This window comes from Caenibius tardaugens NBRC 16725, from assembly GCF_003860345.1.
GTDB classification, from domain to species: domain Bacteria; phylum Pseudomonadota; class Alphaproteobacteria; order Sphingomonadales; family Sphingomonadaceae; genus Caenibius; species Caenibius tardaugens.
Window position 1 is genome coordinate 4,234,743 of sequence record NZ_CP034179.1, and the last position, 23,212, is coordinate 4,257,954.

At 61.4% G+C, this 23,212-nt stretch carries 22 protein-coding genes; 13 read left to right on the plus strand and 9 right to left on the minus strand.

The genetic code is table 11. From position 1 onward, the window contains the following. Positions 1 to 28 precede the first annotated feature (28 nt). Together EGO55_RS19930 and grxC are read right to left on the minus strand one after the other, a co-directional pair. Positions 29 to 850: a carbon-nitrogen hydrolase family protein gene (locus EGO55_RS19930; protein WP_021688829.1), complete on the minus strand. Its 822-nt coding sequence runs from the start codon at positions 848 to 850 to the stop codon at positions 29 to 31. A 10-nt stretch (positions 851 to 860) separates the two neighbouring features. Next, positions 861 to 1,124 carry a glutaredoxin 3 gene (gene grxC / locus EGO55_RS19935; protein ID WP_021688830.1) on the minus strand — a complete coding sequence of 88 codons (264 nt, stop codon included), beginning with the start codon at positions 1,122 to 1,124 and terminating at the stop codon, positions 861 to 863. Positions 1,125 to 1,291: 167 nt separating this feature from the next. Here grxC and EGO55_RS19940 point away from each other — a divergent pair, with 167 nt between their 5' ends. Then, complete coding sequence (locus tag EGO55_RS19940; RefSeq protein WP_021688831.1) at positions 1,292 to 1,756, plus strand: Hsp20 family protein; 465 nt, start codon at positions 1,292 to 1,294, stop codon at positions 1,754 to 1,756. Between the two features lie 102 nt (positions 1,757 to 1,858). Here the strand turns inward: EGO55_RS19940 and pyrG are convergent, their stop codons facing one another. From pyrG to tpiA, 3 genes are all read right to left on the minus strand, one after another. Next, positions 1,859 to 3,490 carry a CTP synthase gene (gene pyrG / locus EGO55_RS19945; RefSeq protein ID WP_021688832.1) on the minus strand — a complete coding sequence of 544 codons (1,632 nt, stop codon included), beginning with the start codon at positions 3,488 to 3,490 and terminating at the stop codon, positions 1,859 to 1,861. A 137-nt stretch (positions 3,491 to 3,627) separates the two neighbouring features. Next, positions 3,628 to 4,026 carry a preprotein translocase subunit SecG gene (secG, locus tag EGO55_RS19950; RefSeq protein WP_021688833.1) on the minus strand — a complete coding sequence of 133 codons (399 nt, stop codon included), beginning with the start codon at positions 4,024 to 4,026 and terminating at the stop codon, positions 3,628 to 3,630. Positions 4,027 to 4,135: 109 nt separating this feature from the next. After that, on the minus strand, positions 4,136 to 4,897 hold the full coding sequence (gene tpiA, locus EGO55_RS19955; protein WP_040714983.1) for a triose-phosphate isomerase: 762 nt from the start codon (positions 4,895 to 4,897) through the stop codon (positions 4,136 to 4,138). A 256-nt stretch (positions 4,898 to 5,153) separates the two neighbouring features. On the opposite strand from tpiA, the gene EGO55_RS19960 reads away from it, so the two are divergent. From EGO55_RS19960 to lexA, 10 genes are all read left to right on the plus strand, one after another. Next, positions 5,154 to 7,103 (plus strand): peptidylprolyl isomerase, encoded by a 1,950-nt coding sequence (locus tag EGO55_RS19960; protein WP_021688835.1) that lies wholly within the window; start codon positions 5,154 to 5,156, stop codon positions 7,101 to 7,103. A 4-nt stretch (positions 7,104 to 7,107) separates the two neighbouring features. Further along, a complete protein-coding gene (trpE, locus tag EGO55_RS19965) occupies positions 7,108 to 8,664 on the plus strand; it encodes an anthranilate synthase component I (protein ID WP_052023606.1) in 1,557 nt (518 codons plus the stop codon). Continuing rightward, on the plus strand, positions 8,661 to 9,500 hold the full coding sequence (locus tag EGO55_RS19970) for a phosphodiester glycosidase family protein (protein WP_021688837.1): 840 nt from the start codon (positions 8,661 to 8,663) through the stop codon (positions 9,498 to 9,500). The genes trpE and EGO55_RS19970 overlap by 4 nt, the downstream gene beginning before the upstream one ends. Continuing rightward, on the plus strand, positions 9,497 to 10,081 hold the full coding sequence (locus EGO55_RS19975) for an anthranilate synthase component II (protein ID WP_021688838.1): 585 nt from the start codon (positions 9,497 to 9,499) through the stop codon (positions 10,079 to 10,081). Before EGO55_RS19970 ends, EGO55_RS19975 begins: the two co-directional genes overlap by 4 nt. Then, positions 10,078 to 11,070 (plus strand): anthranilate phosphoribosyltransferase, encoded by a 993-nt coding sequence (gene trpD / locus EGO55_RS19980; RefSeq protein WP_021688839.1) that lies wholly within the window; start codon positions 10,078 to 10,080, stop codon positions 11,068 to 11,070. Before EGO55_RS19975 ends, trpD begins: the two co-directional genes overlap by 4 nt. 42 nt (positions 11,071 to 11,112) lie before the next feature. Continuing rightward, positions 11,113 to 11,901, plus strand: a complete 789-nt coding sequence (trpC, locus tag EGO55_RS19985; protein ID WP_021688840.1) for an indole-3-glycerol phosphate synthase TrpC — start codon at positions 11,113 to 11,115, stop codon at positions 11,899 to 11,901. Between the two features lie 71 nt (positions 11,902 to 11,972). Continuing rightward, positions 11,973 to 13,016, plus strand: a complete 1,044-nt coding sequence (locus EGO55_RS19990; protein ID WP_021688841.1) for a zinc-dependent alcohol dehydrogenase family protein — start codon at positions 11,973 to 11,975, stop codon at positions 13,014 to 13,016. 161 nt (positions 13,017 to 13,177) lie between these two features. Beyond that, positions 13,178 to 13,654, plus strand: a complete 477-nt coding sequence (gene moaC, locus EGO55_RS19995; protein WP_021688842.1) for a cyclic pyranopterin monophosphate synthase MoaC — start codon at positions 13,178 to 13,180, stop codon at positions 13,652 to 13,654. Next, positions 13,651 to 14,853 carry a molybdopterin molybdotransferase MoeA gene (locus EGO55_RS20000; RefSeq protein WP_021688843.1) on the plus strand — a complete coding sequence of 401 codons (1,203 nt, stop codon included), beginning with the start codon at positions 13,651 to 13,653 and terminating at the stop codon, positions 14,851 to 14,853. The genes moaC and EGO55_RS20000 overlap by 4 nt, the downstream gene beginning before the upstream one ends. Positions 14,854 to 14,946: 93 nt before the next feature. Continuing rightward, a complete protein-coding gene (gene lexA, locus EGO55_RS20005) occupies positions 14,947 to 15,648 on the plus strand; it encodes a transcriptional repressor LexA (RefSeq protein ID WP_021688844.1) in 702 nt (233 codons plus the stop codon). 2 nt (positions 15,649 to 15,650) lie between these two features. Here lexA and EGO55_RS20010 read toward each other — a convergent pair whose 3' ends face one another. After that, positions 15,651 to 17,864: a ComEC/Rec2 family competence protein gene (locus EGO55_RS20010; protein ID WP_021688845.1), complete on the minus strand. Its 2,214-nt coding sequence runs from the start codon at positions 17,862 to 17,864 to the stop codon at positions 15,651 to 15,653. 30 nt (positions 17,865 to 17,894) lie between these two features. Here EGO55_RS20010 and gltX point away from each other — a divergent pair, with 30 nt between their 5' ends. Both gltX and EGO55_RS20020 read left to right on the plus strand, forming a co-directional pair. Next, the gene (gene gltX, locus EGO55_RS20015) at positions 17,895 to 19,325 is read left to right on the plus strand and encodes a glutamate--tRNA ligase (RefSeq protein WP_021688846.1); all 1,431 of its coding nucleotides are present in this window, start codon (positions 17,895 to 17,897) and stop codon (positions 19,323 to 19,325) included. A gap of 23 nt (positions 19,326 to 19,348) precedes the next feature. Then, the gene (locus tag EGO55_RS20020) at positions 19,349 to 20,635 is read left to right on the plus strand and encodes a citrate synthase (protein WP_021688847.1); all 1,287 of its coding nucleotides are present in this window, start codon (positions 19,349 to 19,351) and stop codon (positions 20,633 to 20,635) included. 218 nt (positions 20,636 to 20,853) lie between these two features. Here the strand turns inward: EGO55_RS20020 and EGO55_RS21660 are convergent, their stop codons facing one another. Genes EGO55_RS21660 through EGO55_RS20030 form a run of 3 tightly spaced genes read right to left on the minus strand, consistent with a single transcriptional unit; the run spans position 20,854 to position 23,199 of the window. Continuing rightward, positions 20,854 to 21,297: a sensor histidine kinase gene (locus tag EGO55_RS21660; protein WP_244925481.1), complete on the minus strand. Its 444-nt coding sequence runs from the start codon at positions 21,295 to 21,297 to the stop codon at positions 20,854 to 20,856. After that, positions 21,261 to 22,232 (minus strand): hypothetical protein, encoded by a 972-nt coding sequence (locus tag EGO55_RS21345; RefSeq protein ID WP_244925482.1) that lies wholly within the window; start codon positions 22,230 to 22,232, stop codon positions 21,261 to 21,263. Before EGO55_RS21345 ends, EGO55_RS21660 begins: the two co-directional genes overlap by 37 nt. A gap of 4 nt (positions 22,233 to 22,236) precedes the next feature. Beyond that, the gene (locus EGO55_RS20030; RefSeq protein WP_021688849.1) at positions 22,237 to 23,199 is read right to left on the minus strand and encodes a hypothetical protein; all 963 of its coding nucleotides are present in this window, start codon (positions 23,197 to 23,199) and stop codon (positions 22,237 to 22,239) included. Between the last annotated feature and the right edge of the window lie 13 nt (positions 23,200 to 23,212).

Genomic DNA, 23,212 nt, shown 5'->3' on the forward strand with positions numbered 1-23,212 from the left:
GTCAATCTAGCAGAAAAAAGAGACAGGTTCAGTTGGCCATTTTTCGCCGGTTGGCAAGTGCTGGAAGTTGCGCCCGAACTTCGGCGGTGCGCGTGGCGGAGATATCGGCAAAGCCCACACCCGGCCCGGCCCCGCCCATGTCGAGCACAACGTCCCCCCACGGGTCCACCACCAGGCTATGCCCATAAGTCTTGCGACCATCGGCGTGTTCGCCCACCTGTGCTGCCGCGATGATCCACGCGCTTTCTTCCACGGCGCGGGCGCGCAGCAGCAGGTGCCAATGCGCCACCCCGGTGGGAACAGTGAAGGCCGCAGGGACCGCAATGGCATCGCAACGGCGGTCGCCCAGCGCCCCGAACAACGCGGGAAACCGCAAATCATAACAGATCGACAGCCCTAAGCTGCCCAACGGCGTTTCTGCTGTCACCACATATTCACCCGGCGCATAGGCAGCGGATTCCCGCCAGGTTTCCCCCGTCGCCAATTCGACATCGAACATGTGGATTTTATCATACCGGGCCGCGACGGCGCCATCCGGGCCCAGCAGAAATGAACGGTTGGCCCAACGTCCGTCATCACGCAGGATCGCGAGTGACCCCAATGCGATCCACAGTTCTTGGGCGGCGGCGGCTTCGCGTGCCGCTTTCAAAACCGGATTTTCCTCTTCCGCCACGATGTGCGGCGTTGCCCGGCGGCGATCGCGGTCCAGCAAGCCGCTCATTTCGGGGGTGAACAGCATGGCAGCCCCACCCACCTTCGCCGTGCGCACGGCGTCGGCAATCGCCGCTGCATTTGCCGCCGGATCGATCCCGGCGGTCATCTGGAACAGGGCAACCCGCGTGGTGTTCATCACCGTTGGATCAACGGCCAAGCAGCATGTCGAGCTTGCCCGCCCGATCCAGCGCCATCAGATCGTCACAACCCCCGACATGCATGCCGTCGATGAAAATCTGGGGCACAGTGCGGGCATCGGGAACGCGCGCCAGCATTTCGGCCTTGCGCGGGCCGCCCATGGTCACATCGTATTCCTCAAACGCCACACCCTTGGTGTTAAAGAGGTTCTTTGCCCGGGTGCAGTAACCGCAGCCGAACTTCGTATAGATTTCGATCGGGGGGGGGCTCATCACATGTCCTTGTCATCGGGAAACGCGCCGTTTCCCGGGCTCTTGAAATCGTGCGCGGCTACCATATCTAGGGCCATGTGTCATGCGCCTGATGGGCATGACCCACCGAATGGGGAGCCGGGTTTCCGGGCCCCGCCCTACAAATTGCTCAATAGAGGATTTGCGCAATGAACCGTTTTGATTTTGCCCCCTATCGCCGCAGCACCGTTGGTTTCGATCGCCTGTTCGATCTTCTCGAAAATCAGGCGCGTCAGAACAGCGGCGACAACTATCCCCCCTTCAATATCGAACGCCGTGGCGAAGATGCCTATCGCATCACCCTGGCCGTTGCCGGGTTCAAACCCGATGAGCTCGATATCACCGCGCAACAGAACCTTATGGTTGTAAAAGGCCAGAAGCTCGAAGATGCAAACCGGGGTGATTTCCTCCACGTCGGCATCGCCAACCGCGGGTTTGAGCGTCGTTTCGAACTGGCCGATTTCGTCCGCGTGGAAAACGCCGATCTGGCCGATGGGCTGCTGGTGATTGATCTCGTGCGGGAAATTCCCGAAGCGATGAAGCCAAAGAAAATTCTTGTCGGTGGGCAGAAGGCCCTCGAAGTGGTCAAGAGCGACGACGCCAACGCCGCCTGATCTCGAGTACCCTTATACAACGAAGGGCGGCTCCTCGCGGGGCCGCCCTTTTCTGTTCATGCAATATCGGAGGCCATGCCCGCAGGCATCAAAACCTGCGGATCAGACGAGGCGTGACTGCTCCACCGCAGCCGCCACAAATCCGGCGAACAACGGATGGGGATCGAACGGCTTGCTCTTCAGTTCGGGGTGGAACTGCACACCCACGAACCACGGATGATCGGGGCGTTCGACAATCTCGGGCAGAAGGCCATCGGGCGACATCCCTGAAAATACCAGACCGCCCCCTTCCAGCCTTTCGCGATAGGCGCCATTCACCTCGTAACGGTGGCGATGCCGTTCGGAAATCTCGGTGGTGCCATAAATCGTCGCAACGTGGCTGTTACCGGCCAGTTTTGCATCATAGGCTCCCAAACGCATGGTTCCGCCAAGATCGCTTTCGGCGCCGCGTTGCTGCAAGCCTTCCGCGCTCATCCATTCGGTGATGATGCCGACCACCGGCTCTGTCGTCGGGCCGAACTCGGTGGAGGAAGCAGCAGCGATGCCCGCCGTGTTCCGGGCACCTTCAATACAGGCCATCTGCATGCCGAGGCAGATGCCGAAGAACGGCACCTTGCGTTCGCGGGCGAACCGCACAGCGGCGATCTTGCCTTCGGAACCGCGTTCGCCAAACCCACCAGGCACGAGAATGCCGTGCATCGGTTCGAGTTGCGATGCGATACCGGCATCGTCCTGTTCGAATATCTCCGCGTCGATCCAGCGGATATTGACCTTCACACGGTTGGCCATGCCGCCGTGGACCAGCGCTTCGTTCAGCGACTTGTAGGCATCCTGCAGGCCGACATATTTGCCAACCACACCGATCGTCACTTCGCCTTCGGGGTTCTGATAACGATCGACGATATCATCCCACCGCGCCAGATCGGGCGATGGCGCGGTCAGGCCGAAATGGCGCAACACTTCGCTATCCAGCCCTTCGGCGTGATACTGCAACGGCACGGAATAGATGCTGGACGCATCCAGTGCGGGAATAACCGCTTCTTTCCGGACATTACAGAACTGCGCGATCTTGGCGCGTTCGCTTTCAGGCAGTGGTTTTTCGCAGCGGCACAGCAGGATATCCGGCTGAATGCCGAGGCCGGTCAGCTCCCGGACGGAGTGCTGGGTGGGCTTGGTTTTCAATTCGCCCGCAGCCGCAATGTACGGAACCAGCGTGACATGGACGAAGCAGCTTTGATCGCGGTCCAGTTCGTTATGCAGCTGGCGCAGGGCTTCGATGAACGGCAACCCTTCGATATCGCCGACCGTTCCGCCAATTTCGCACAGGACAAAATCGAGATCTTCGGTTTCCGCCTGGGCGAAATCCTTGATCGCATCGGTCACGTGCGGAATGACCTGCACTGTGGCGCCGAGATAATCACCACGGCGTTCCTTGGCGATGATATCGCGATAGATGCGGCCAGAGGTGATATTGTCAGCCTGACGCGCGGAAACGCCTGTGAAGCGTTCGTAGTGGCCAAGATCGAGGTCGGTTTCCGCCCCGTCATCGGTCACATAGACCTCACCATGCTGGTAAGGGCTCATCGTGCCCGGATCGACATTGAGGTAGGGGTCGAATTTCCTGATCCGGACGCGATATCCGCGAGCCTGAAGCAGCGCCGCGAGGCTAGCTGCCATGAGACCTTTTCCGAGCGAGGAAACCACGCCGCCGGTGATAAATATGTACCGCGCCATGGGAGTTGAGCCTTAGTCGCAAGCCATGATTCGTGGCAAGCACGAAAACAGCAAATTCCCACAGGCCAGAAACAATTCCTGGCCTGCATCGTCAAAAATGTTCGAAAGCGCCGCTCCGCAGCGGCGCATAACGCATCTTACTGCGCAGCGCCCGACAGCGGATCGCCCGAAGATGCAGGTGCGGCCCCCTTACTGGCCGGAGCCGCCGGAGCCGCCGTGCCCGCTGCGCCAGTGCCCAACGGATCGTTGGACGTCACCGGTGCCGGCGTGGAACGATCAAGCGTAGTGTCGATCTCACGCTCCGAGCTGGCGCCAACCGCCAGAGTCGCCAGAAGAATGCTGAGTCCGACAAACAGCGTTGCCAGAATCGCCGTGGCGCGGGTCAGAAAGTCTGCCGCCCCACGCGCCGACATCAGCCCCGACGGACTGCCCCCCACACCGAGGCCACCGCCTTCGGAGCGCTGCATCAGGATAACCGCAACCAGAGCGGCTGCGACAATCGCCTGAACGACTGTTAGGAACAGAAAAAGGGACATCGGCAAAACCTTGGCAGTAAGCGTGCGTGGAAGCGTGCGCGCCTGCGCATCTAGGCGCGGGCGGCTCGTGTTGCAAGGGGGCGTGGCGGATCGCCTCCCCCTAGCCCAATCAGTCGACGTTCTCGCCTGAAGCCGCGCGAATAATTCCGTAGAAGCTTTCCGCTGTCAGGCTGGCCCCGCCAACGAGCGCCCCGCCAACATCGGGAACGCCCAGAATCTCCACGGCATTATCGGGTTTCACCGAACCGCCATAGAGAATGCGCACCTCTGCGCCATCTTCCCCGTAAATCGCCAGCAACCGTTCGCGAATGGCGCGGTGCATCGCTTCGATATCGGCCAGCGACGGGACACGCCCCGTGCCAATGGCCCATACGGGTTCGTAGGCGACTGACAGGCGCTCCACCGCACCGGCGGATGTCGGAACGGACGCATCGACCTGCCCGCGCACCACGTCTTCCGCACGACCTGCGTCACGTTCTGCTTCGCTTTCGCCAACACAGACGATGACGCCCAGGCCAGCCTTGCGCGCGGCCTCCGCCTTGGCGCGGACGAGTTCATCGGTTTCGGCGTGATCGGTGCGCCGTTCGCTGTGGCCCACGATAACAAACCCCGCCCCGGCATCAGCCAGCATCGCGGGGGAAATATCGCCCGTGTGCGCGCCGCCATCGACAGGATGACAATCCTGCGCACCAACGCCGATCTGCTCGGCCTCCTTGCGGGCGGCATGAATGAGAGTGAACGGTGGCGCGAGAGCCACCTCAACCTTGGGATGACGTTGCCCGGCACGGTCAATCGCGCGGACTTCACCAAGCATCGCTCGGGTTCCATGCATCTTCCAGTTGCCAACAATATAGGGGCGCTGCTGCGACATTCTATCACCAGATATTACGGACGTACGGACAGCTGTGGTAGCGGCATGTCCGTGACCGCGCCGCTAGCCTCATGACCGGCGGTTGTCAAAATGGTTGTCCACACATTGGCCGTTTTCCGCAAGCGATATGTTGGCCGGATTTGTCCCAACGGTTGCGACTGTCGGTTACCGGGGATAAAGCGCTGTCAAACTTATCCGGCGCTCATGGCAAACACCGTGACAACAAGCCCTTAAACAGCGAAACGGTCAGCAACGAATGATCCAGTTCATCCGCAAGTTCCTCGATTCGAAGATCGGCGTTATTGTCGCATTTGTCTTCCTCGGACTGATTGCCGTGGCATTTGCCGGGCTGGATGTTTCCAACAGCGGCCTGTTCGGCGGCAGTTCGGGCGGCGATCGCGCCGCAACTGTGGGCAAGGAAAAAGTCACCACCGCCGACCTCACCCGCTCTGCAAACCGCGCGGTCGATCAGATGCGCCAGCAACAGCCCACGATCACCATGCAGGCATTTCTTGCCGAAAACGGTCTGGAACAGGTGCTCGACGATCTCATCGATCGCTATGCCATCTCCGGATTTGGCGAAACACTGGGGTTGCGCGCGGGCAGCCGCCTGGTCGACAGCGAAATCGCCAATGCCCCGATGTTCCGTGGGCCGGACGGCAAGTTCGATCGCCAGCTCTATCTTCAGGTCATTCGCCAGCAGGGGCTGAGCGATCAACTGGTGCGCGATGATCTGGCGCAAGGGCTTCTGGCGCAACAGGTGATGGCGCCGGTCGCATTTGGCGCCGCCATGCCGAACGATCTGGTGCTGCGTTACGCCGCGCTTCTGAAAGAAACGCGCAAGGCTACGATCGCCGTTCTTCCCAGCGAGGCTTATGCCCCCGCAGGCAATCCCAACGATGCGCAGCTCAAGGCCTATTACGACAAGCACAAGAACGAATATGTCCGGCCGGAACGCCGCGTCATTCGTTACGCCGTGTTTGGCGCAGAAGCGCTTGGCAATCCGCGCGCACCGACCGAAGCCGAGATCGCAGCCCGCTTCAAACGCGATGCAGCGCGCTATGCCGCATCCGAGAAACGCCGCCTGACACAGGTCATCCTGCCGACCGAAGCCGCCGCGAAGGCCATTGCCGCAGAAACGGCCAAAGGCACATCGCTGGCAGCGGCTGCCGGCAGCAAGGGTCTGGCCGCAACGACTTTGGGCCCGATCGACAAGGCCGCCCTCACCACCCAATCCTCCAAAGATGTGGCCGAAGCCGCATTTGGCGCGGCCAAGGGCGCGACGACCGCCCCCGTACGCAGTGGTCTGGGCTGGCACATTGTTCGCGTCGATTCGATTGAAGGCACCCCCGCGCGCACGCTGGATCAGGCGCGCGGCGAGATCACTGCGGCGCTTACCGCCGAACAGCATCGCACGGCCGTGATGGACCTTGCCTCGCGGTTGCAGGATGAATTCGACAACGGCAGCAGCCTTGCCGATGCGGCCAAAACGGTGAACGCAACAGTGCTGGAGACCCCGGCCCTCACCGCCGATGGCCGTGTGTACGGCAGCGCCAACGAAACCGCGCCTGCGGTGCTGGCCAAAGCCGTGCCCACAGCCTTTTCTATGGAGGAAGGGGAACCGCAGCTTACCGAAGTGGACCCGGGCAAGACCTTCCTGATCTTCGATGTGAAGGCAACGACCCCGTCCGCTGCTGCCCCAATGAATGAAATCAAGCCCGCACTGGTCGCTGGCTGGAAGCGGGAACAGGGTCTGGCGCTGGCCAAGGCCGCTGCCGATCGCGTGCTTGCCGCAATCCGCAAGGGTACGCCGGTTGCCACGGCACTGGCTGCCGAGAAGAAATCGTTCCCCGCCCCGGACAACGTCACCATGAACCGCGAACAGCTTGCGCAGATGGGCGGGCGCGTACCCGGCGCACTGGCGCTGATGTTCAGCATGGCCGAAGGCACTTCGAAGCGCCTCGAAGCGCCGCAGAAGATGGGTTGGTTCATTGTCCAGTTGCACGATATCGAACCGGGCAAGGTCGCCAAGGGTGATCCGCTGCTGGCCGGCGCAAGCCGCGAACTGGGCAATCTCAACGGGCGTGAATACGAAGCGCAATTCCGTCGTGCGGTTCGCGCCGAAGTGGGCGTGAAACGCAACGATGCGGCTATCAAGGCCGTTCGCGCCCAGTTGAATGGCGATAACGCCGATAACCGCGACTGACCCCATGCATATCCCCCCGGGGTCTTCCCCAATCAAGAGTACGACATTGCCTGAGAACGCCGAATCCGCCCGTATCGCCCTCGCATCCGGCAGGCCTGCACTGGTCTGGCGGCGGCTTGTGGCAGACACGGAAACGCCGGTGGGGGCCGCGCTCAAGCTGATGGAGGAAGGCCGCGGCGATTTCCTGCTGGAATCGGTGGAAGGCGGGGAAACGCGCGGGCGCTACAGCCTGCTGGGGCTTGCCCCCGATCTCGTGTTCCGCGCGACGGGGCCAACGTGCCAGGTCAATCGCAACTGGAACGCCAATCGCGAGGATTTCACCACGCTGGCGGACGACAGTCTGGCCGAATTGCGCAAACTGGCCGCCTCGTGCCGGATTGACGATATACCGGCTGCACTGCCGCCTGCGCTGTCCTGTCTGGTCGGCTATTTCGGCTACGAAACCATCGGGCTGGTCGAAAAACTGCCCCGCGCCCCGCAAAGCAGGCTGGAACTGCCCGACATGCTGTTCGTGCGGCCAACCCTGATTCTGGTGTTCGACGGGCTGAGCAGCGAACTGTTCTGCATTGCCCCGCTCTGGGCGGAAGATGGCATAGTCGAGAATCCCGACCGGGCAATTGCCGATGCCGGGGAACGAATCGATGCGGCGCTTAGCCAGCTTACCAACAATGTGCCTGCCCGCACGCGGGCAAGCGGCCTTCCCGAAATGGCGCTCACCCCCGTGCTCGCACCCGGCGATTACGGGGCCATGGTGGCGCGGGCGAAAGGCTATATCGAGGCTGGCGACATTTTTCAGGTGGTGCTGGCGCAGCGCTTCACCTGCCCCTTCCCGCTGCCGCCAAGCGAACTTTACCGCGCCCTGCGCCGGGTGAACCCTTCGCCATTTCTCTATTTCCTCGACCTGCCGGGTTTCGCCCTGATCGGCTCCAGCCCGGAAATCCTCGTGCGGGTGCGCGATGGCGAGGTCACGATTCGCCCGATCGCCGGCACCCGCCCGCGTGGGCATACCGCAGAAGAAGACCGCGCGAACGAAGCCAGCCTGTTGGCGGACCCCAAGGAACGGGCAGAACATCTCATGCTGCTCGATCTCGGGCGCAACGATGTGGGCCGCGTGGCCGGGCGGGACAGCGTGCGGGTAACCGACAGCTTCACGATCGAACGCTACAGTCACGTGATGCACATCGTGAGCAATGTCGTCGGGCAACTCGATCCCCGGCACGATGCGCTCGACGCGCTGTTCGCCGGATTCCCGGCCGGGACGGTTTCGGGCGCGCCTAAAATCCGCGCTTGTGAAATCATTGCAGAGCTGGAACCCGAAACGCGAGGGGCTTACGCCGGTGGCGTGGGCTACTTCGCACCGGATGGCTCCGTGGACAGTTGTATCGTGCTGCGCACCGCCGTGCTGAAGGACGGGGTGATGCACGTGCAGGCCGGTGCCGGTATCGTTGCCGACAGCGATCCGATCTATGAACAGCGGGAATGCGAACACAAGGCTGGCGCGCTGTTCGCGGCAGCGAGGGAAGCGGCGCGGATTGCGGAAGAGCCGGGCTTCGGCCAGTGAAACGTGCCTCCGCGCTGGCAGCGCTGATCGCGCTTTCGGCCTGTGGACAGCAATCTGGCGCGCCCACGCCTGACACAAAACCGAAGGCGGAAACCAAAGACGAGAGCAAGACCATACGCCAGTCGGCCTGCCGTGCCGACCGGTTTGAGGATATCCCTCTCACCGTCTGCGAAGCGGACCCCGCCCGCCACCGGATACGCATGGATCTGGGCCCCGGCGATAGCGATGGCGATGACAATGACGATGGCAAACCGTACCGTAGTCTGGCCACTTTCGCCGCGAACCACGCGCTGATCGCATCGCGTATGGCTTTCGTCGTCAATGGCGGCATGTTCGACGAACAGGGGCAACCGGTTGGCTATTACGTTGAGGGTGGAAAAGAACGCAAAGCGCTGAACCGCAACGAAGGGCCCGGCAATTTCCACCTTCTCCCTAACGGGATATTCTACGGCACCGGCGGAAAATGGGCGGTCCAGGCGACAGAAGACTTCGCCGCGCTGGAAGGCCCCGCCCCAGATTTCGCCACGCAATCCGGTCCGATGCTGGTGATCGATGGCAAATTGCACCCGGACATCACAACCGACGGCATGTCCACCAACATTCGCAACGGCGTGGGCGTCGACAAACAGGGGCACGCGTTCTTCGTCATGTCGGATGGCCCGCTGTCGTTCGGCAAGCTTGCCCGTTATTTTCGGGATAAACTGAAAACACCCAACGCGCTCTATCTGGATGGCAAAGTCTCCGCACTTTGGGATCCCGCGACAGGGCGGCTCGACAGCACGGCGCCACTCGGCCCCTTGATCGTTGTCGAACAATCGGGGAAAGGCACACCATGATCCTCGTCATCGACAACTACGACAGCTTCACCTGGAATCTGGTCCACTACCTTATGGAACTGGGGGCCGAGGTCGAAGTCGTCCGCAACGACGCGCTCAGCGCAGCACAGGCCGTCGCAACCGGCGCCAGCGGCTTTCTCATCTCGCCCGGGCCCTGCACCCCCAACGAGGCGGGAATCAGCCTCGATCTGGTGGGGGCCTGCGCCGATGCGGGCAAGCCACTGCTGGGCGTATGTCTGGGGCACCAGTCGATCGGGCAGTATTTTGGCGGCACGGTGCAACGCGGCGGGCTGATGCATGGGAAGACCAGCCCGGTCACCCATGACGGCACGGGCGTGTTTGCCAACGTGCCTTCGCCATTTATCGCAACACGCTATCATTCACTGATTGTCACCGACATTCCGGATGTTCTGGCGGTCAACGCCACGGCGGACGATACCCATGTGATGGGCTTCCGCCACCGCGAACTGCCGATCCACGGCGTGCAGTTCCACCCCGAAAGCATTGCCACCGAACACGGGCATGACCTGCTGGCCAACTTCATGGCGATCTGCGGACTCAAGGCAGTGGCGCGGGCATGACACGTCTTCCCGATCCCCAACACCCCCTCGAAGAACTGGAAGCCGAAGCGGCATTCAGCGCGATTCTCGAAGCGCAGGTTCCGGACGACGATGTGATCGCATTTCTCGTCGCCCTGTCCGACCGGGGTGAAACCGCCAATGAAATCGCCGGGGCGGCTCGCGCCATGCGCACCCGCATGATTCCGGTCCATGCCCCCGCCAACGCGATCGACGTCTGCGGCACGGGTGGCGACGGGCATCATACGCTGAACGTTTCGACGGCCGTGTCCATCATTGTGGCGGCCTGCGGCGTACCGGTGGCCAAGCACGGCAACCGCGCGGCTTCGTCAAAGGCCGGGGCGGCCGATACGCTCGAGGCACTCGGCCTCAATCTCGACCGTGCGGCCGAAACGGCCGAAGCGACCCTGAACGATATCGGCATATGCTTTCTCTTCGCGGCGAAGCATCATCCGGCGATGGGGCGAATCATGCCGATCCGCAAGGCTATCGGCCGACGCACGATCTTCAACCTGATGGGGCCGCTGGCTAATCCCGCGGGTGTACGGCGCCAACTGGTGGGTATTGCCCGCCCCGCCTATGTGCCCATCTATGCGGAAGCCCTGCTCAAACTGGGGACGGATCATTCGCTGGTCGTTTCGGGCGATGAGGGGCTGGACGAACTGAGCCTTGCAGGGGGTAGCGAACTGGCAGAAATCCGCGATGGCGAAATCGCCATGCGCCGGATTGCGCCGCAGGACGCCGGTCTTCCCGTCGCGCCGATCGATGCCATTCGCGGGGGTGATCCGGCACACAATGCCGCTGCACTGCGCCGCCTGCTACAGGGTGAACAAGGGCCCTATCGCGATGCGGTTCTGTTCAATGCCGCTGGCGCTCTGGTCATTGCCGGCGAGGCCGAGAACTGGCGCGAAGGCGTTGAAGAGGCAGCAGAAGCGATCGACAAGGGGCTGGCTAAGGCCCTGCTGGATTGCTGGATCGCGGCCTGCCACTAGCAGCCCGCCCCATTACGAAATTCTAGAGATCAGGCTCTGACGATGACCGACAAACTGACTGAAATCTGCGACACCAAACGCGACGAAGTGGCTGTCCGTAAGACGTTCAACACGATTGCGGATCTCGATGCACAGGCAAGCAGGCAAACCGCGCCGCGCGGCTTCCGCAAGGCGCTGGAAGCAAAAGCCAATGGCGGGTTCGGCCTGATTGCGGAAATCAAGAAGGCCAGCCCGTCAAAAGGGCTGATCCGCCCCGATTTCCGGCCTGCCGAACACGCGCTGGCCTATGAACACGGCGGCGCGGCCTGCCTGTCAGTGCTGACCGATGCCCCCTATTTTCAGGGGCACGAGGATTTCCTGATGGATGCCCGTGCCGCCTGCACCCTGCCTGTCCTGCGCAAGGATTTCATGGTTGATCCGTGGCAGGTGGCCGAAGCCCGGGCGATCGGGGCCGACGCCATCCTGATCATCGTCGCTGCGCTGGATGACGGCGTGATGGCCGAGATCGAAGCGGCAGCGCTCGAACGCGGGATGGATGTGCTGGTCGAAGTGCATAACGAGGAAGAGATGGCGCGCGCCGCCCGGCTCCGATCGCGCCTGATCGGCGTCAACAACCGCGATCTGAAACGGTTTGTGACCGATCTCGGCACGACCGAACGGCTCGCCCCCCTCGCCCCCGAAGGCACGCTTCTGGTCAGCGAAAGCGGGATCAACAGCCATGACGACATCCTGCGCATGGAACGCTCGGGCATCCGGTGTTTCCTTGTCGGTGAAAGCCTGATGCGGCAGGCGGACGTGACCGCCGCCACCCGAGCCCTGCTGGGTCTTTAAACGTCACGTGCCGCGCGCAACCTTCGCGTGCACCATCTACAAAAATACCATAAAATACCGGGAGATATCGGATGAGGGCCTATCAATTCAGCAGTTCTGCGCCGCTCGAAGGCGTCTATGGTGCCGCGATCGGGATCGAACAGGTTGAACGCGATGCGGGGCAGCCCGGCCCAGGCGCGGTGCAGGTAGCGGTAAAGGCCAATGCGCTCAACTTCGTCGATCTTATCACCTTGCAGGGCGCTTTCCCGGTCGATGGCCGCATTCCCCTGCTCGACGGCGCGGGCGAAGTGATCGCTGTCGGCGACGGCGTAACCCGCTTTGCCGTAGGTGACCGCGTTGTCGCCAATCCGCATGCCAACTGGCTTGCCGGGCCGCCAACACCGGACACCACCGGGCTGGTTCTGGGCATCATGGCGGACGGCATGCTGGCCGAAACCGTAACACTTGCGGAAAGCATGCTGGTACACCTGCCCGATGCCATCAGCTTCACGCAGGGGGCCAGTCTGCCCTGTGCCGGACTCAGCGCGTGGAGTAGTCTGGTCGGTGGGCCAAGCCGCTACAGTGTCGCCCCGGGCAGCACGGTACTCACACAGGGAACCGGCGGCGTCTCACTGTTCGCTGTGCAGTTTGCCAAAGCTATGGGCTGCCGTGTGATTGCCACCACATCCACTGCGGCCAAGGCCGAACGCCTGAAAGCGCTGGGTGCCGATCACGTGATCAATTACAACGAACGGCCGGATTGGGGCGTTGCCGTACTCGAACTGACCGGGGGGATCGGCGCAGATCTGGTCGTCGAAGTGGGCGGCCCGAACACCCTGCCGCAATCGATCATCGCGGCCAAGGTCGGCGGGCGGATCGCCATGGTTGGTATTGTCGGCGGCATGGGATCGATCGATTTCATGCAAATGCTGCCGATCAACCACAAGGTTTTGACGCTCTATGCCAATGGTATGGGCAATCGGCAGGATCTGGTCGACATGCTGCGTTTCGTGGAAGCCAACGCGATCGAACCCGTCATCGATTCCACCTTCACCTTCGATCAGGCTGCGGATGCCTATCGCCATTTCGCCAGTCGTGGCCACATCGGCAAAGTGTTGATCACGCACCCGGCCTGAGCGCTGTCCTACTCGGCAAAGCTCTGGCATGAAGGGGGCATGAAGCCACAGCGCCCCCTTCCTCCCGGCCCTTTGTCCAAAACGCGTCAGCAGGAGCACGCTTTCACTGCTCAGGACAGTGTCACCTGTGTCAACTTCGTTCATGAAAACGAGGGCTCAGCATGAATGGATTGACCCACCTCGACGATCAGGGGCAAGCGCGCATGGTCGATATCGGCGGCAAGCAAGCGACCAAGCGACAGGCCGTCGCCAGCGGGCGTATCCGTATGAACCCGCAAGCGCTGGCGGCGATCCGTGACGGCGATGCCCCAAAGGGTGATGTGCTCGCCGCGGCACGCATCGCGGGGATCATGGCCGCCAAGAAGACGGGCGACCTTATCCCGCTGTGCCATCCGCTCGCGCTTGATGCCGTTACGCTCGATTTCGCATTCGAGGACGGCGCGCTCAGAGTGACAGCCACAGCGTCTCTGACCGGTAAGACGGGTGTGGAAATGGAAGCCATGACAGCAACTTCCATTGCACTCCTGACAATTTACGACATGACCAAGGCGCTCGACAAGGGCATGATCGTCGACGAAATCCGCCTGCTCTCCAAAAGCGGGGGGAAATCGGGCGACTGGACCGCCGCGACCGCATGAGTTCGGCTCTGTCCTTGCCCGATGCGCAGGCACAGCTTCTGGCGCTGGCCCAGCCATTGGCCGTGGAAACAGTCGCCGCCGACGAAGCATTGGGCCGTTATCTCGCCGCGCCCTTGCACGCCCGCCGAACACAGCCGCCCGCCGATCTGTCTGCGATGGACGGCTATGCTTTGGGCGATACCGACAGCCATGGTCCATGGCGGATCATCGGGGAAAGTGCGGCGGGCCACCCATTTGATGGGCCCGTTGCAGCGGGAGAAGCCGTGCGGATTTCCACCGGTGCCATCCTCCCCGAAGGTGCGCAGACCGTTCTCTTGCAAGAAGACGCCACGCGCGAAGGCACAACGCTTACGCTTTCCGGCGATGCCCCGGTCCAGGGGCGCCATATCCGCCGGGCTGGATTCGATTTCTCTGAAGGGCAGGCACTGCGCGATGCCGGGATAAAAGTGACTCCGGCTGTTCTGGCACTGACCCTCGCCGCGGGCCACGCCACGCTCCCGGTCCGCCAAAAGCCGCGTATCGTGCTGATCGACAGCGGCGATGAACTCGCGGCTGATCCCACGCAATGCGCCCGCCACCAGATTCCCGCCAGCAACGGCCCGATGCTGCAAGCGATGCTGGCAAGCCTGCCTTGCACCGTTACACGGATCGGCCCGGTGGCCGACACGCTTGATGCGCTCGCAGCCGCCTTGGATGCGGCGCGGGAGGCCGATCTGATTGTCACCAGCGGCGGCGCATCGGTAGGCGATCACGATCTTATCAGGCCAGCGCTGGAAGCCTGGGGCGCGAAAATCGCCTTTTGGCGGGTCGCGATGAAGCCCGGCAAACCGCTGATGGTGGCCCGGCGGAACACGGGCGATAGCGAACAACTCGTATTGGGCCTGCCCGGTAATCCGGTGTCGAGCTATGTCACCGCATTCCTGTTTCTTCTTCCGCTCGTACGTGCCTTGCTCGGGTCCGGGCAACCTTTGCCGACGCAGGCACAAACGGTTGTGACAGCCGATCTCGGCGCTGGTGGGAAACGCCTAGAATTCCTGCGCGGCATCTGGGATGGAAACACGGTCATCCCTCTCTCGGAACAGGACAGCAGCGGCCTGCACGCCCTGTCCGTCGCTAACGCGCTGATCGAACGCCCCGCGATGGGGGCCGCACAGGCCGCCGGATCGCCTGTCAGAATATATCGCCTCGAGAATGGCTGAATCGCTTGACGCTGCCGCAAATGTTGCTTAATTGTTCCGCATTCGTTCACCCGGTGGAACATTCAGGATTGCCGGAATAAGGAGCAGTGGCACATGCTTACGGCCAAGCAGCATGAGTTGATCCGTTTCATTCAGGTCCGACTGGAAGAAACGGGCATATCCCCTTCTTTCGAAGAAATGAAAGAAGCGCTCGATCTCAAGTCGAAATCGGGTGTGCACAGGCTGATTTCCGCTCTGGAAGAACGGGGCTTCATTCGTCGCCTGCCCAATCGGGCCCGTGCGCTGGAAGTGCTCAAGCAGCCGGACGATGTGACCACCGCAGTGCGCACGCCCGCCGCCAGCGTGCCTGCCGCCAACGATATCGTGGCGCGTACGGCCCAACCTCCGGCAACCCCGCCTTTCGCCGCCAACGATGTAATCGAACTGCCCCTGCATGGCCGCATTGCCGCGGGTATCCCGATCGAGGCGTTGGAAACCCATGCCACCCTTCCCGTCCCTGCCGCCCTGCTTGGCAGCGGCGAACACTACGCTCTCGAAGTCTCGGGCGATTCGATGATCGAAGCGGGCATTTTCGATGGCGATTTCGCACTGGTGAAACGCACCGATACGGCGCGTGACGGGGAAATCGTGGTCGCGCTTGTCCGCAACGAAGAAGCCACCCTGAAGTATCTGCGTCGCGAAGGCGGCAAGATCCGGCTCGATCCCGCCAACGCATCCTACGAACCGCAAATCTATGAACCGCATGAAGTGATCGTCCAGGGCAAACTCGCCGGGCTTTTGCGCCGTTATCACTGACGCTATGGGGGTGTGGTCCGGGCCGGTTCCTCCGATGATCTGGCCGATCCCCCCCGCCACCATCCATGCTGTCCTTGCGTTTGCGCCACGGTCTCGACCCGGTGCCGGTCGAGATAGATCGCCATACCGCCGCTCTCGGCCAGCATGCCTTTGTCAGCCTTGATCCAGCGGGGCTGGCAATTGCGGGGCAGGTAACGATCCGCAACCACAATATCCGCCTGCGCGCAGGCTCGGGCCAGCATGCGTACGTCCACCCGTGTGCGATTGCGGGCGGCCAGCAGCACATACGCCTGATGGCCACGCGTCACGATCGCGGTACAGAACTCCGGACTGCACCGCGCCCCGGGCCATTGCGACAGGATCAGCGGATCGCCTTGCATGCCTGACAATTCGAGCAGGTTGTCCTTCGCATAGCTGCTACGGCTGTCGCGCAACACAATCAGACGCTCCCGCTCCCCGACAATGCCGAGATGTCGGCCATCGCCGGAAATCAGGATATCGGGGGCGGAGGCGGTCAAAACCAGAACGCTTGCTACCGCCATAGGAAACAGACCGAGCAACCGCACACGGCCACGCCACAACGCCAGCCATAGCCCACCTGCCACGAACAGGGCAAAAGTTCCGACGGCCATGGCAGGCATGGCCGCCACCGCCCCCGGCTGGCTTGCCGTAAAATGAGCGATAAACAGCAAGAGTTCGAGTGATTTTCCTGCCAGCCACCAGACTGGCCCTCCCATACCCACAAGGTCGAGCACCAGCGCCAGAGCAATCAATGGCATGGTCGCAAATGTGGTAAGTGGAATGCCGATAACGTTGGCAAACGCGCCATAAAGCCCTGCCCGGTGAAAGTGGAACAGCACGATAGGGGCAAGAGCCAGTTCGATTGCCAACCCCGTTAACAGGAGCATGACGAAGCGTCGTCCGACCCAGACCACTCCATGCTCTTCCCGGGGGGCGAGAAACGCCTTGACCGGCTTGGCCATATGCAGCGCGACAATGGTGATAACAGCGGCAAAGCTCATCTGGAAACTGGGACCAATCAAGGCTTCGGGCCATAACAGCAGGACGCAGAACATGGCGACAGCCACCATCCGCAACGATAACGGTTCCCTGCCTAGCGCCAGAGCCATAAGAACGAGGATCGCACCGATGCAACTGCGCACCGTGGGCACGTCAGACCCGGTCAGCAACGTATAACCGATGCCAGCGATCGCGCCGAACCCGGCCGCCACCAGAGGTAGCCGTACCCGGAGGGCAAACCACGGCCACAAGGCCAGGATTTTCAGGGTAAGGACGTATACCGCCCCGATCACCGCACTGACATGCAGGCCGCTGATTGACAAAAGATGCGTCAGACCGGAATCGCGCATCGCCTGCTCATCCGCTTTGGCAATCGCGCCCCGATCACCGCTGGCCAATGCTGCGGCGATTGCCCCTGGCGAACCCTGTAACTGCTCGCGAATATGGGCAGCAAGCTGGCGTTGCACCCCGGGGAGCCCCAGATTCCCCTCGCCGGCTTCCACCACGGTAACCGGCCCCACCACGCTACCCGTCGCAGCCAGTCCCTTGAACCAGGCTGCGCGCGCAAAATCGTAGGCGCCCGGTAACATCGGCGGCGAAGGCGGCATCAGCCGCGCTTTCACATGGATGAGCGCCCCTTCGACAATGCTGGGATCATCGTGTTCCTGCGGCAGGTTAAGCCGGACTTTAACCGCCCTGTCGGTGCCAGGCTCTCTGGCCGCCAGCACAAGTCGAATCCGCCCTTCTCCCGGCTGCTCGTGCCGTTCGAGAACCCGGGCGTGCACGACAGCGGTGTCGGGGGCCGCCACCGCGTCTGTTCCCACTATGACCGAGCGCACCCAAACGGTCGTCAGGCCACCCGCAATCATGACGGGGACTGCCGCCATGGCGAGGAACACGTGCGGCCAACGCTCATTTTTGTGCCCAATTTGCCACGCACACATGCTGAAAAGTACGCACATCGTCAGCGCAGAAATCCAATATTCCGGTGCCGGAAGGAGGAACCACAGCGCGATTCCCACCGCAAAGGCGACGACCAGCCATGGACCACGATCCAATCCCGCATGAACGAGAAATGACTCTGCAGCGTCGGCAATACTGGACAACGGAAAGGTTTTTCGCCAAGGGCGCTGCACCGCAGCATTGTCCCCGGATTCATCGCCGGAAATCGGCACCAAAGGGACATGACCGGCCATCGAACACGATAGGAAAGGAAACCCGGGAATATGGCAAGCGCTAGCGACAAACCCGTCGTCACCCGCTTTGCCCCATCGCCAACGGGGTTCCTGCACATCGGCGGTGCCCGCACCGCTCTTTTCAATTGGTTATTTGCGCGCCATCACGGTGGCAAGGCTCTGCTGCGGATTGAAGATACCGATCGCGCCCGATCGACCCAACCCGCGATCGACGCGATTATCGCCGGTCTCGACTGGATGGGACTCGACTGGGACGGAGAGACTGTCTTCCAGTCCGAACGCGAGGCCCGCCATGCCGAAGTGGCCAACCAGTTGCTGGCGGCTGGCCATGCTTATCGTTGCTACGCCACGCCGGAAGAACTCGAAGAGATGCGCGCAGCCCAGCGTGCTGCCAAGCAGCCCTTGCGTTATGACGGGCGCTGGCGTGACCGTGCCCCTTCGGAAGCGCCGGCCGACGCCCCCTACGTCGTTCGCCTGAAAACGCCGCAAGACGGCGAAACCGTGATTCACGATGCGGTACAGGGCACGGTAACGGTCAAGAATTCCGAGATCGACGATTACATCCTGCTGCGTTCTGATGGCACGCCCACTTATATGTTGGCAGTTGTCGTCGACGACCACGACATGGGTGTCACGCATATCATTCGCGGTGACGACCATCTGAACAATGCCTTCCGCCAGTTGCCCATTATCCGGGCGATGCAGGCCATCGAAGGCGGTTGGGACGATCCGGTTTACGCCCATATTCCGCTGATCCACGGTTCGGAAGGCGCGAAACTTTCCAAGCGTCACGGCGCATTGGGGGTCGAAGCCTATCGTGATGAGATGGGCATCCTGCCAGAAGCGCTGTTCAACTACCTGCTGCGGCTTGGCTGGGGTTATGGTGACAAGGAAGTGGTCGCCCGCGACGAAGCGATTGCCCTGTTCGATCTGGGCGGCGTCGGCAAAAGCCCTGCCCGGTTCGACATCAAGAAGCTACAGAACCTCAACGGGCTCTATATCCGTGAAGCGGACGATGCCCGTCTTGCCGCGCTTGCGGCGGAACGTATCGGTCCGCAGGCTGATGTCGCCCTGCTGCAACAGGCCATGCCTGCGCTAAAAATGCGGGCCAAGGATATCAACGAACTGGCCGATGGCGCCGCATTCCTGTTCAAGAGCCGCCCGCTCGAGATGACGGAAAAAGCGGCGGCTTTGCTGGATGCCGATGCACGCGCGCTACTGTCGCAGGTTTCCGCGCGGTTCGGCAACGAAATTGACTGGACAAGCGAAGCCCTCGAAGCCAATCTGAAAACGATGGCGGAAGAACTTGGGCTTGGCCTGGGCAAACTTGCGCAACCGCTTCGGGCGGCGCTTACAGGGCAAACAACCTCACCAGGCATATTCGATGTACTGGTGCTGCTTGGGAAAGAGGAAAGCCTGGCGCGGATTGACGCGCAGGCCCTTCCGGGCGGCGCGGGTTGAGATATTGAATTGGAGGAAGTGAATTGGCTGACAAGCAAGCAACCCTGACGGTCGACGGCAAGAGCTATGATTTTCCGGTGCTGGAAGGCAGCGTCGGGCCGGATGTTATCGACATTCGCAAGCTCTATGGCCAGTCTCACATGTTCACTTACGATCCGGGCTTCACATCGACCGGTTCGTGCGAAAGCTCGCTGACCTATATCGACGGTGAAGAAGGCGTTCTGCTCCACCGCGGTTATCCGATCGGGCAACTCGCCGAACATTCCAGCTTCATGGAAACGGCCTATTTGCTGCTGAACGGTGAACTGCCGAACCAGGGCGAACTGGACACGTTCACCCGCACCATTTCGCGCCACACCATGCTGCACGAACAGCTGGCCACGTTCTATCGTGGTTTCCGCCGCGATGCGCACCCGATGGCCATCATGTGCGGCGTGGTCGGCGCCCTTTCGGCGTTCTATCATGACAGCACGGATATTGCTGATCCGGAACACCGCAAGATCAGCTCGCACCGCCTGATCGCCAAGATGCCGACGATTGCGGCAATGGCATACAAGTATTCGGTCGGTCAGCCGTTCGTCTATCCGGACAACACGCTCAGCTACACCGGCAACTTCCTGCGTATGACCTTCGGCGTACCCGCTGAAGAATACGAGGTGATCCCGGCGGTCGAAAAGGCGATGGACCGTATTTTCATCCTCCATGCCGACCACGAGCAGAACGCCTCGACATCGACGGTTCGCCTGGCGGGCTCGTCGGGCGCGAATCCCTTCGCCTGTATCGCAGCCGGCATTGCCTGCCTCTGGGGCCCTGCCCACGGTGGTGCGAACGAAGCCGCGCTCAACATGTTGCAGGAAATCGGCACACCGGATCGCATTCCGCACTTCATCGAACGTGCAAAGGACAAGAACGACCCATTCCGTCTGATGGGCTTCGGTCACCGCGTCTACAAGAACTACGATCCGCGTGCGACAGTGATGCAGAAAACCGTGCGCGAAGTGTTCGATGCCCTGAAGGTTACCGACCCGATCTTCGAAACCGCGCTGCGCCTCGAGGAACTGGCCCTTCACGACGATTACTTCGTCGAAAAGAAGCTGTTCCCGAACGTCGACTTCTACTCGGGCATCATTCTTTCCGCGATCGGTTTCCCGACCACGATGTTCACGGCGCTGTTCGCGCTGGCACGCACTGTGGGCTGGGTTGCCCAGTGGAACGAAATGATTTCCGATCCCGGCCAGAAGATCGGTCGCCCGCGTCAGCTCTACACCGGCCCGACGCAGCGCGATTACGTGCCAGTCGCCAAGCGCTGATCGCGCATTCCGGCGGGCCTCGGTTCGCCAGTGAAAAGGATAAGCCCCTGCGTTGCGCGGGGGCTTTTTCTTTATCAGGACAGGGTGTGGGGTCGCATTCAGACGACGACCGAACCACACGCTCGCTTTGTCCTATTGGGGGAACAAACGCAGATGGTGATCGGCCGCACACGCGGCACCGGTCAAAATCGGAAAACGTTGTCGTTTATGCGCGTGAGTCAGCCGTCAATATCGACGGGAAGTTCCAGAATAAAGCGAGCCCCTTGGCCCGGCTCGCTTTCCACTAACAATTCACCGTCCATCGCACGGGCCAGTCGACGCGATATATACAAACCGAGGCCCGATCCGCCATCACCTGTTCGGCCAAGGCGTTCAAACTTTTCGAACACCTTGCTACGATGTTCTTTGGTCAACCCTGGCCCCTGATCAATCACGGATACCCGCGCGATTGCCCCCTCGCGCTCCACCCGCAACCAGATGACCGATCCATCAGGGCTATAGCGGATAGCATTTCCGATGAGATTCAACAGCACCTGCAAAACCCGACGAAATTCGCCCACAGCGGGCAGGACTTCAATTTCCTGCGGCGCCTGCACAGTGATCGCCTTTTCCTGGGCACGAACACTCAGTATCCCCGCCGCACGGCGAGCGACATCCGCCAAATCAATCCGATCGGGCGCAGTGCTGAAATCATCGGCTTCGACCACTTCCAGATCGGCGAGATCATCGACGAGTCCGAGGAGGTGTTTGCCAGCAGTAGCGATATCGGCAGCATAGCGACCATATTCCTCAGCCAATGGCCCGGCGAGCCGGGTGCGAATGGTTTCGGCATTGGCCACGATGCGGGATATGGGCTGCCGCAAAACAGGCGCGATGTCACGACCGACAACCGCATAGGGTGCGTGTGGCCGTCTGTCGGGGCTCGGGAGCATCGGGAAAAACAACGGTTCTCCGGCGACGAAATAAAGCTCGAAACCCTGACTGCCCGGTTCAGGTTCCCCAGAGGCAGTAAAGTCGCCCGCCATTGACGCGTAGACCCGTCAATCGACAACAAGGCGCCGTCGAGCAGACGCCAATGCAACGGCTGATGATGACCGTTGCCAGCGATCGTCACGAAATCGGTCCAGGGCCGCCCCTTCCCGCATTCGATCCGTTCGGTCAGGCTTTCCAAATCGGGCGCCGTACAATGCCATACGAGCACACGTTGCAGTGGATCGAGCCGCGCGCTGAATTCCGCAATCTGGCGATCGATGACAGCCCGGCGCCCGGCCATATCAGCCAGGTTATCGCCTTTCACGGCATGCGATTTCCAGTTGGAAACCAGAATGTCGCAGCCATCGGCCGTGTCGCGGTACGGCGTCACTTCCACCCACGCAGAAACATGCTCTTCGCCGTCCTGCACATGTATTGTTTGCGACAGTTTCCTGCCATCCCTGCGGCTCTTGCGGACCAGTTCAAGCAAAGGTGCGATGGCGATGGTTCCGGGCATGTCGCCGCCACACCGCAACTGCAATCGCGCAATCGGCTCACTAGCATCGATCAGGCAATCCTCCCTATCGCTGCGGGCGTGCGCGACAAAGGTGCTGGCGTCGGCCATGGCCTCACCCACCTTCCATCACATCGGCAAAGGTCTCCTCCAGAACACCCCATGCATCATCTACGCCGAGGCTTTGAAAACAGTCTGGCAGGGCGACGTCCGGAGACAACCAGGCCAGCACGTCTGCGATGGCGCCGGGTTCCAGACCGGCTGCCCGCAGCGACAGGATAAAGCGCACTGCGTGCCTTTCGTTGGCGGCCAAAACCAACGCGGAACGATCTTGCCGGGTTACGCCGGCAAGCGCAGTGAAAAACAGCGAGACACCAGCCATAGGCAAAACGAGCGCCACGGATGCATTATCCAACTGTGCCAATTGCCGCACCAGCAAGGCCAGACGCGAGCGCCCGGAATCACGGTTAGAGCGCAAATGTTCCGCAATTTCATGGAAACTATCCGGATCGTCTTCCGAATGCGCCCGAAGGATCTGCAATGCACGGTCGAACAGGCCCGGAGGAAGTTCATCGAGCGGCAATTCCATCCGCCGCGTCTGCTGGTGGAATTGCGTCTGGGCAGCGACAAGTTGCATGACATTGCCAGCGGCGTCGTGATCGCCGGAGCCAGCCTGCGCCTGAAGCAACGGAGACAATGCAGGGTCTACCGCGTGACATTCCTGCAATTCCATTGAAAGGTGAAATTCCAGTGCCATTGCATGGACATGATCCAGCAACACATTGTCTGCAATAAGATTTTTAATCAGCTTTTGGGTTTGTTCGCTGCCCCACGCGAATGGTTTGCGCGCGTGTCCGAATCTTGTCGAGGCCTGCAACAATTGGCGTGCGAGATCGTTGATCATACCCCGCGTGCGCGCGACGATTTCATCCGTGAAAAGCACACGATTTTCATTATCGAGCAAAAGCCGCAGCACGGTGCTGGCAGACGAAATCGCTGCATCGCCGCGCATCAAAGCGTCGTGCAGAGCGTCTTCTATCGTCTTGTCATCCCGCAGGGGCACGCCGGCTTCCATCATCCTTCCGCCATTA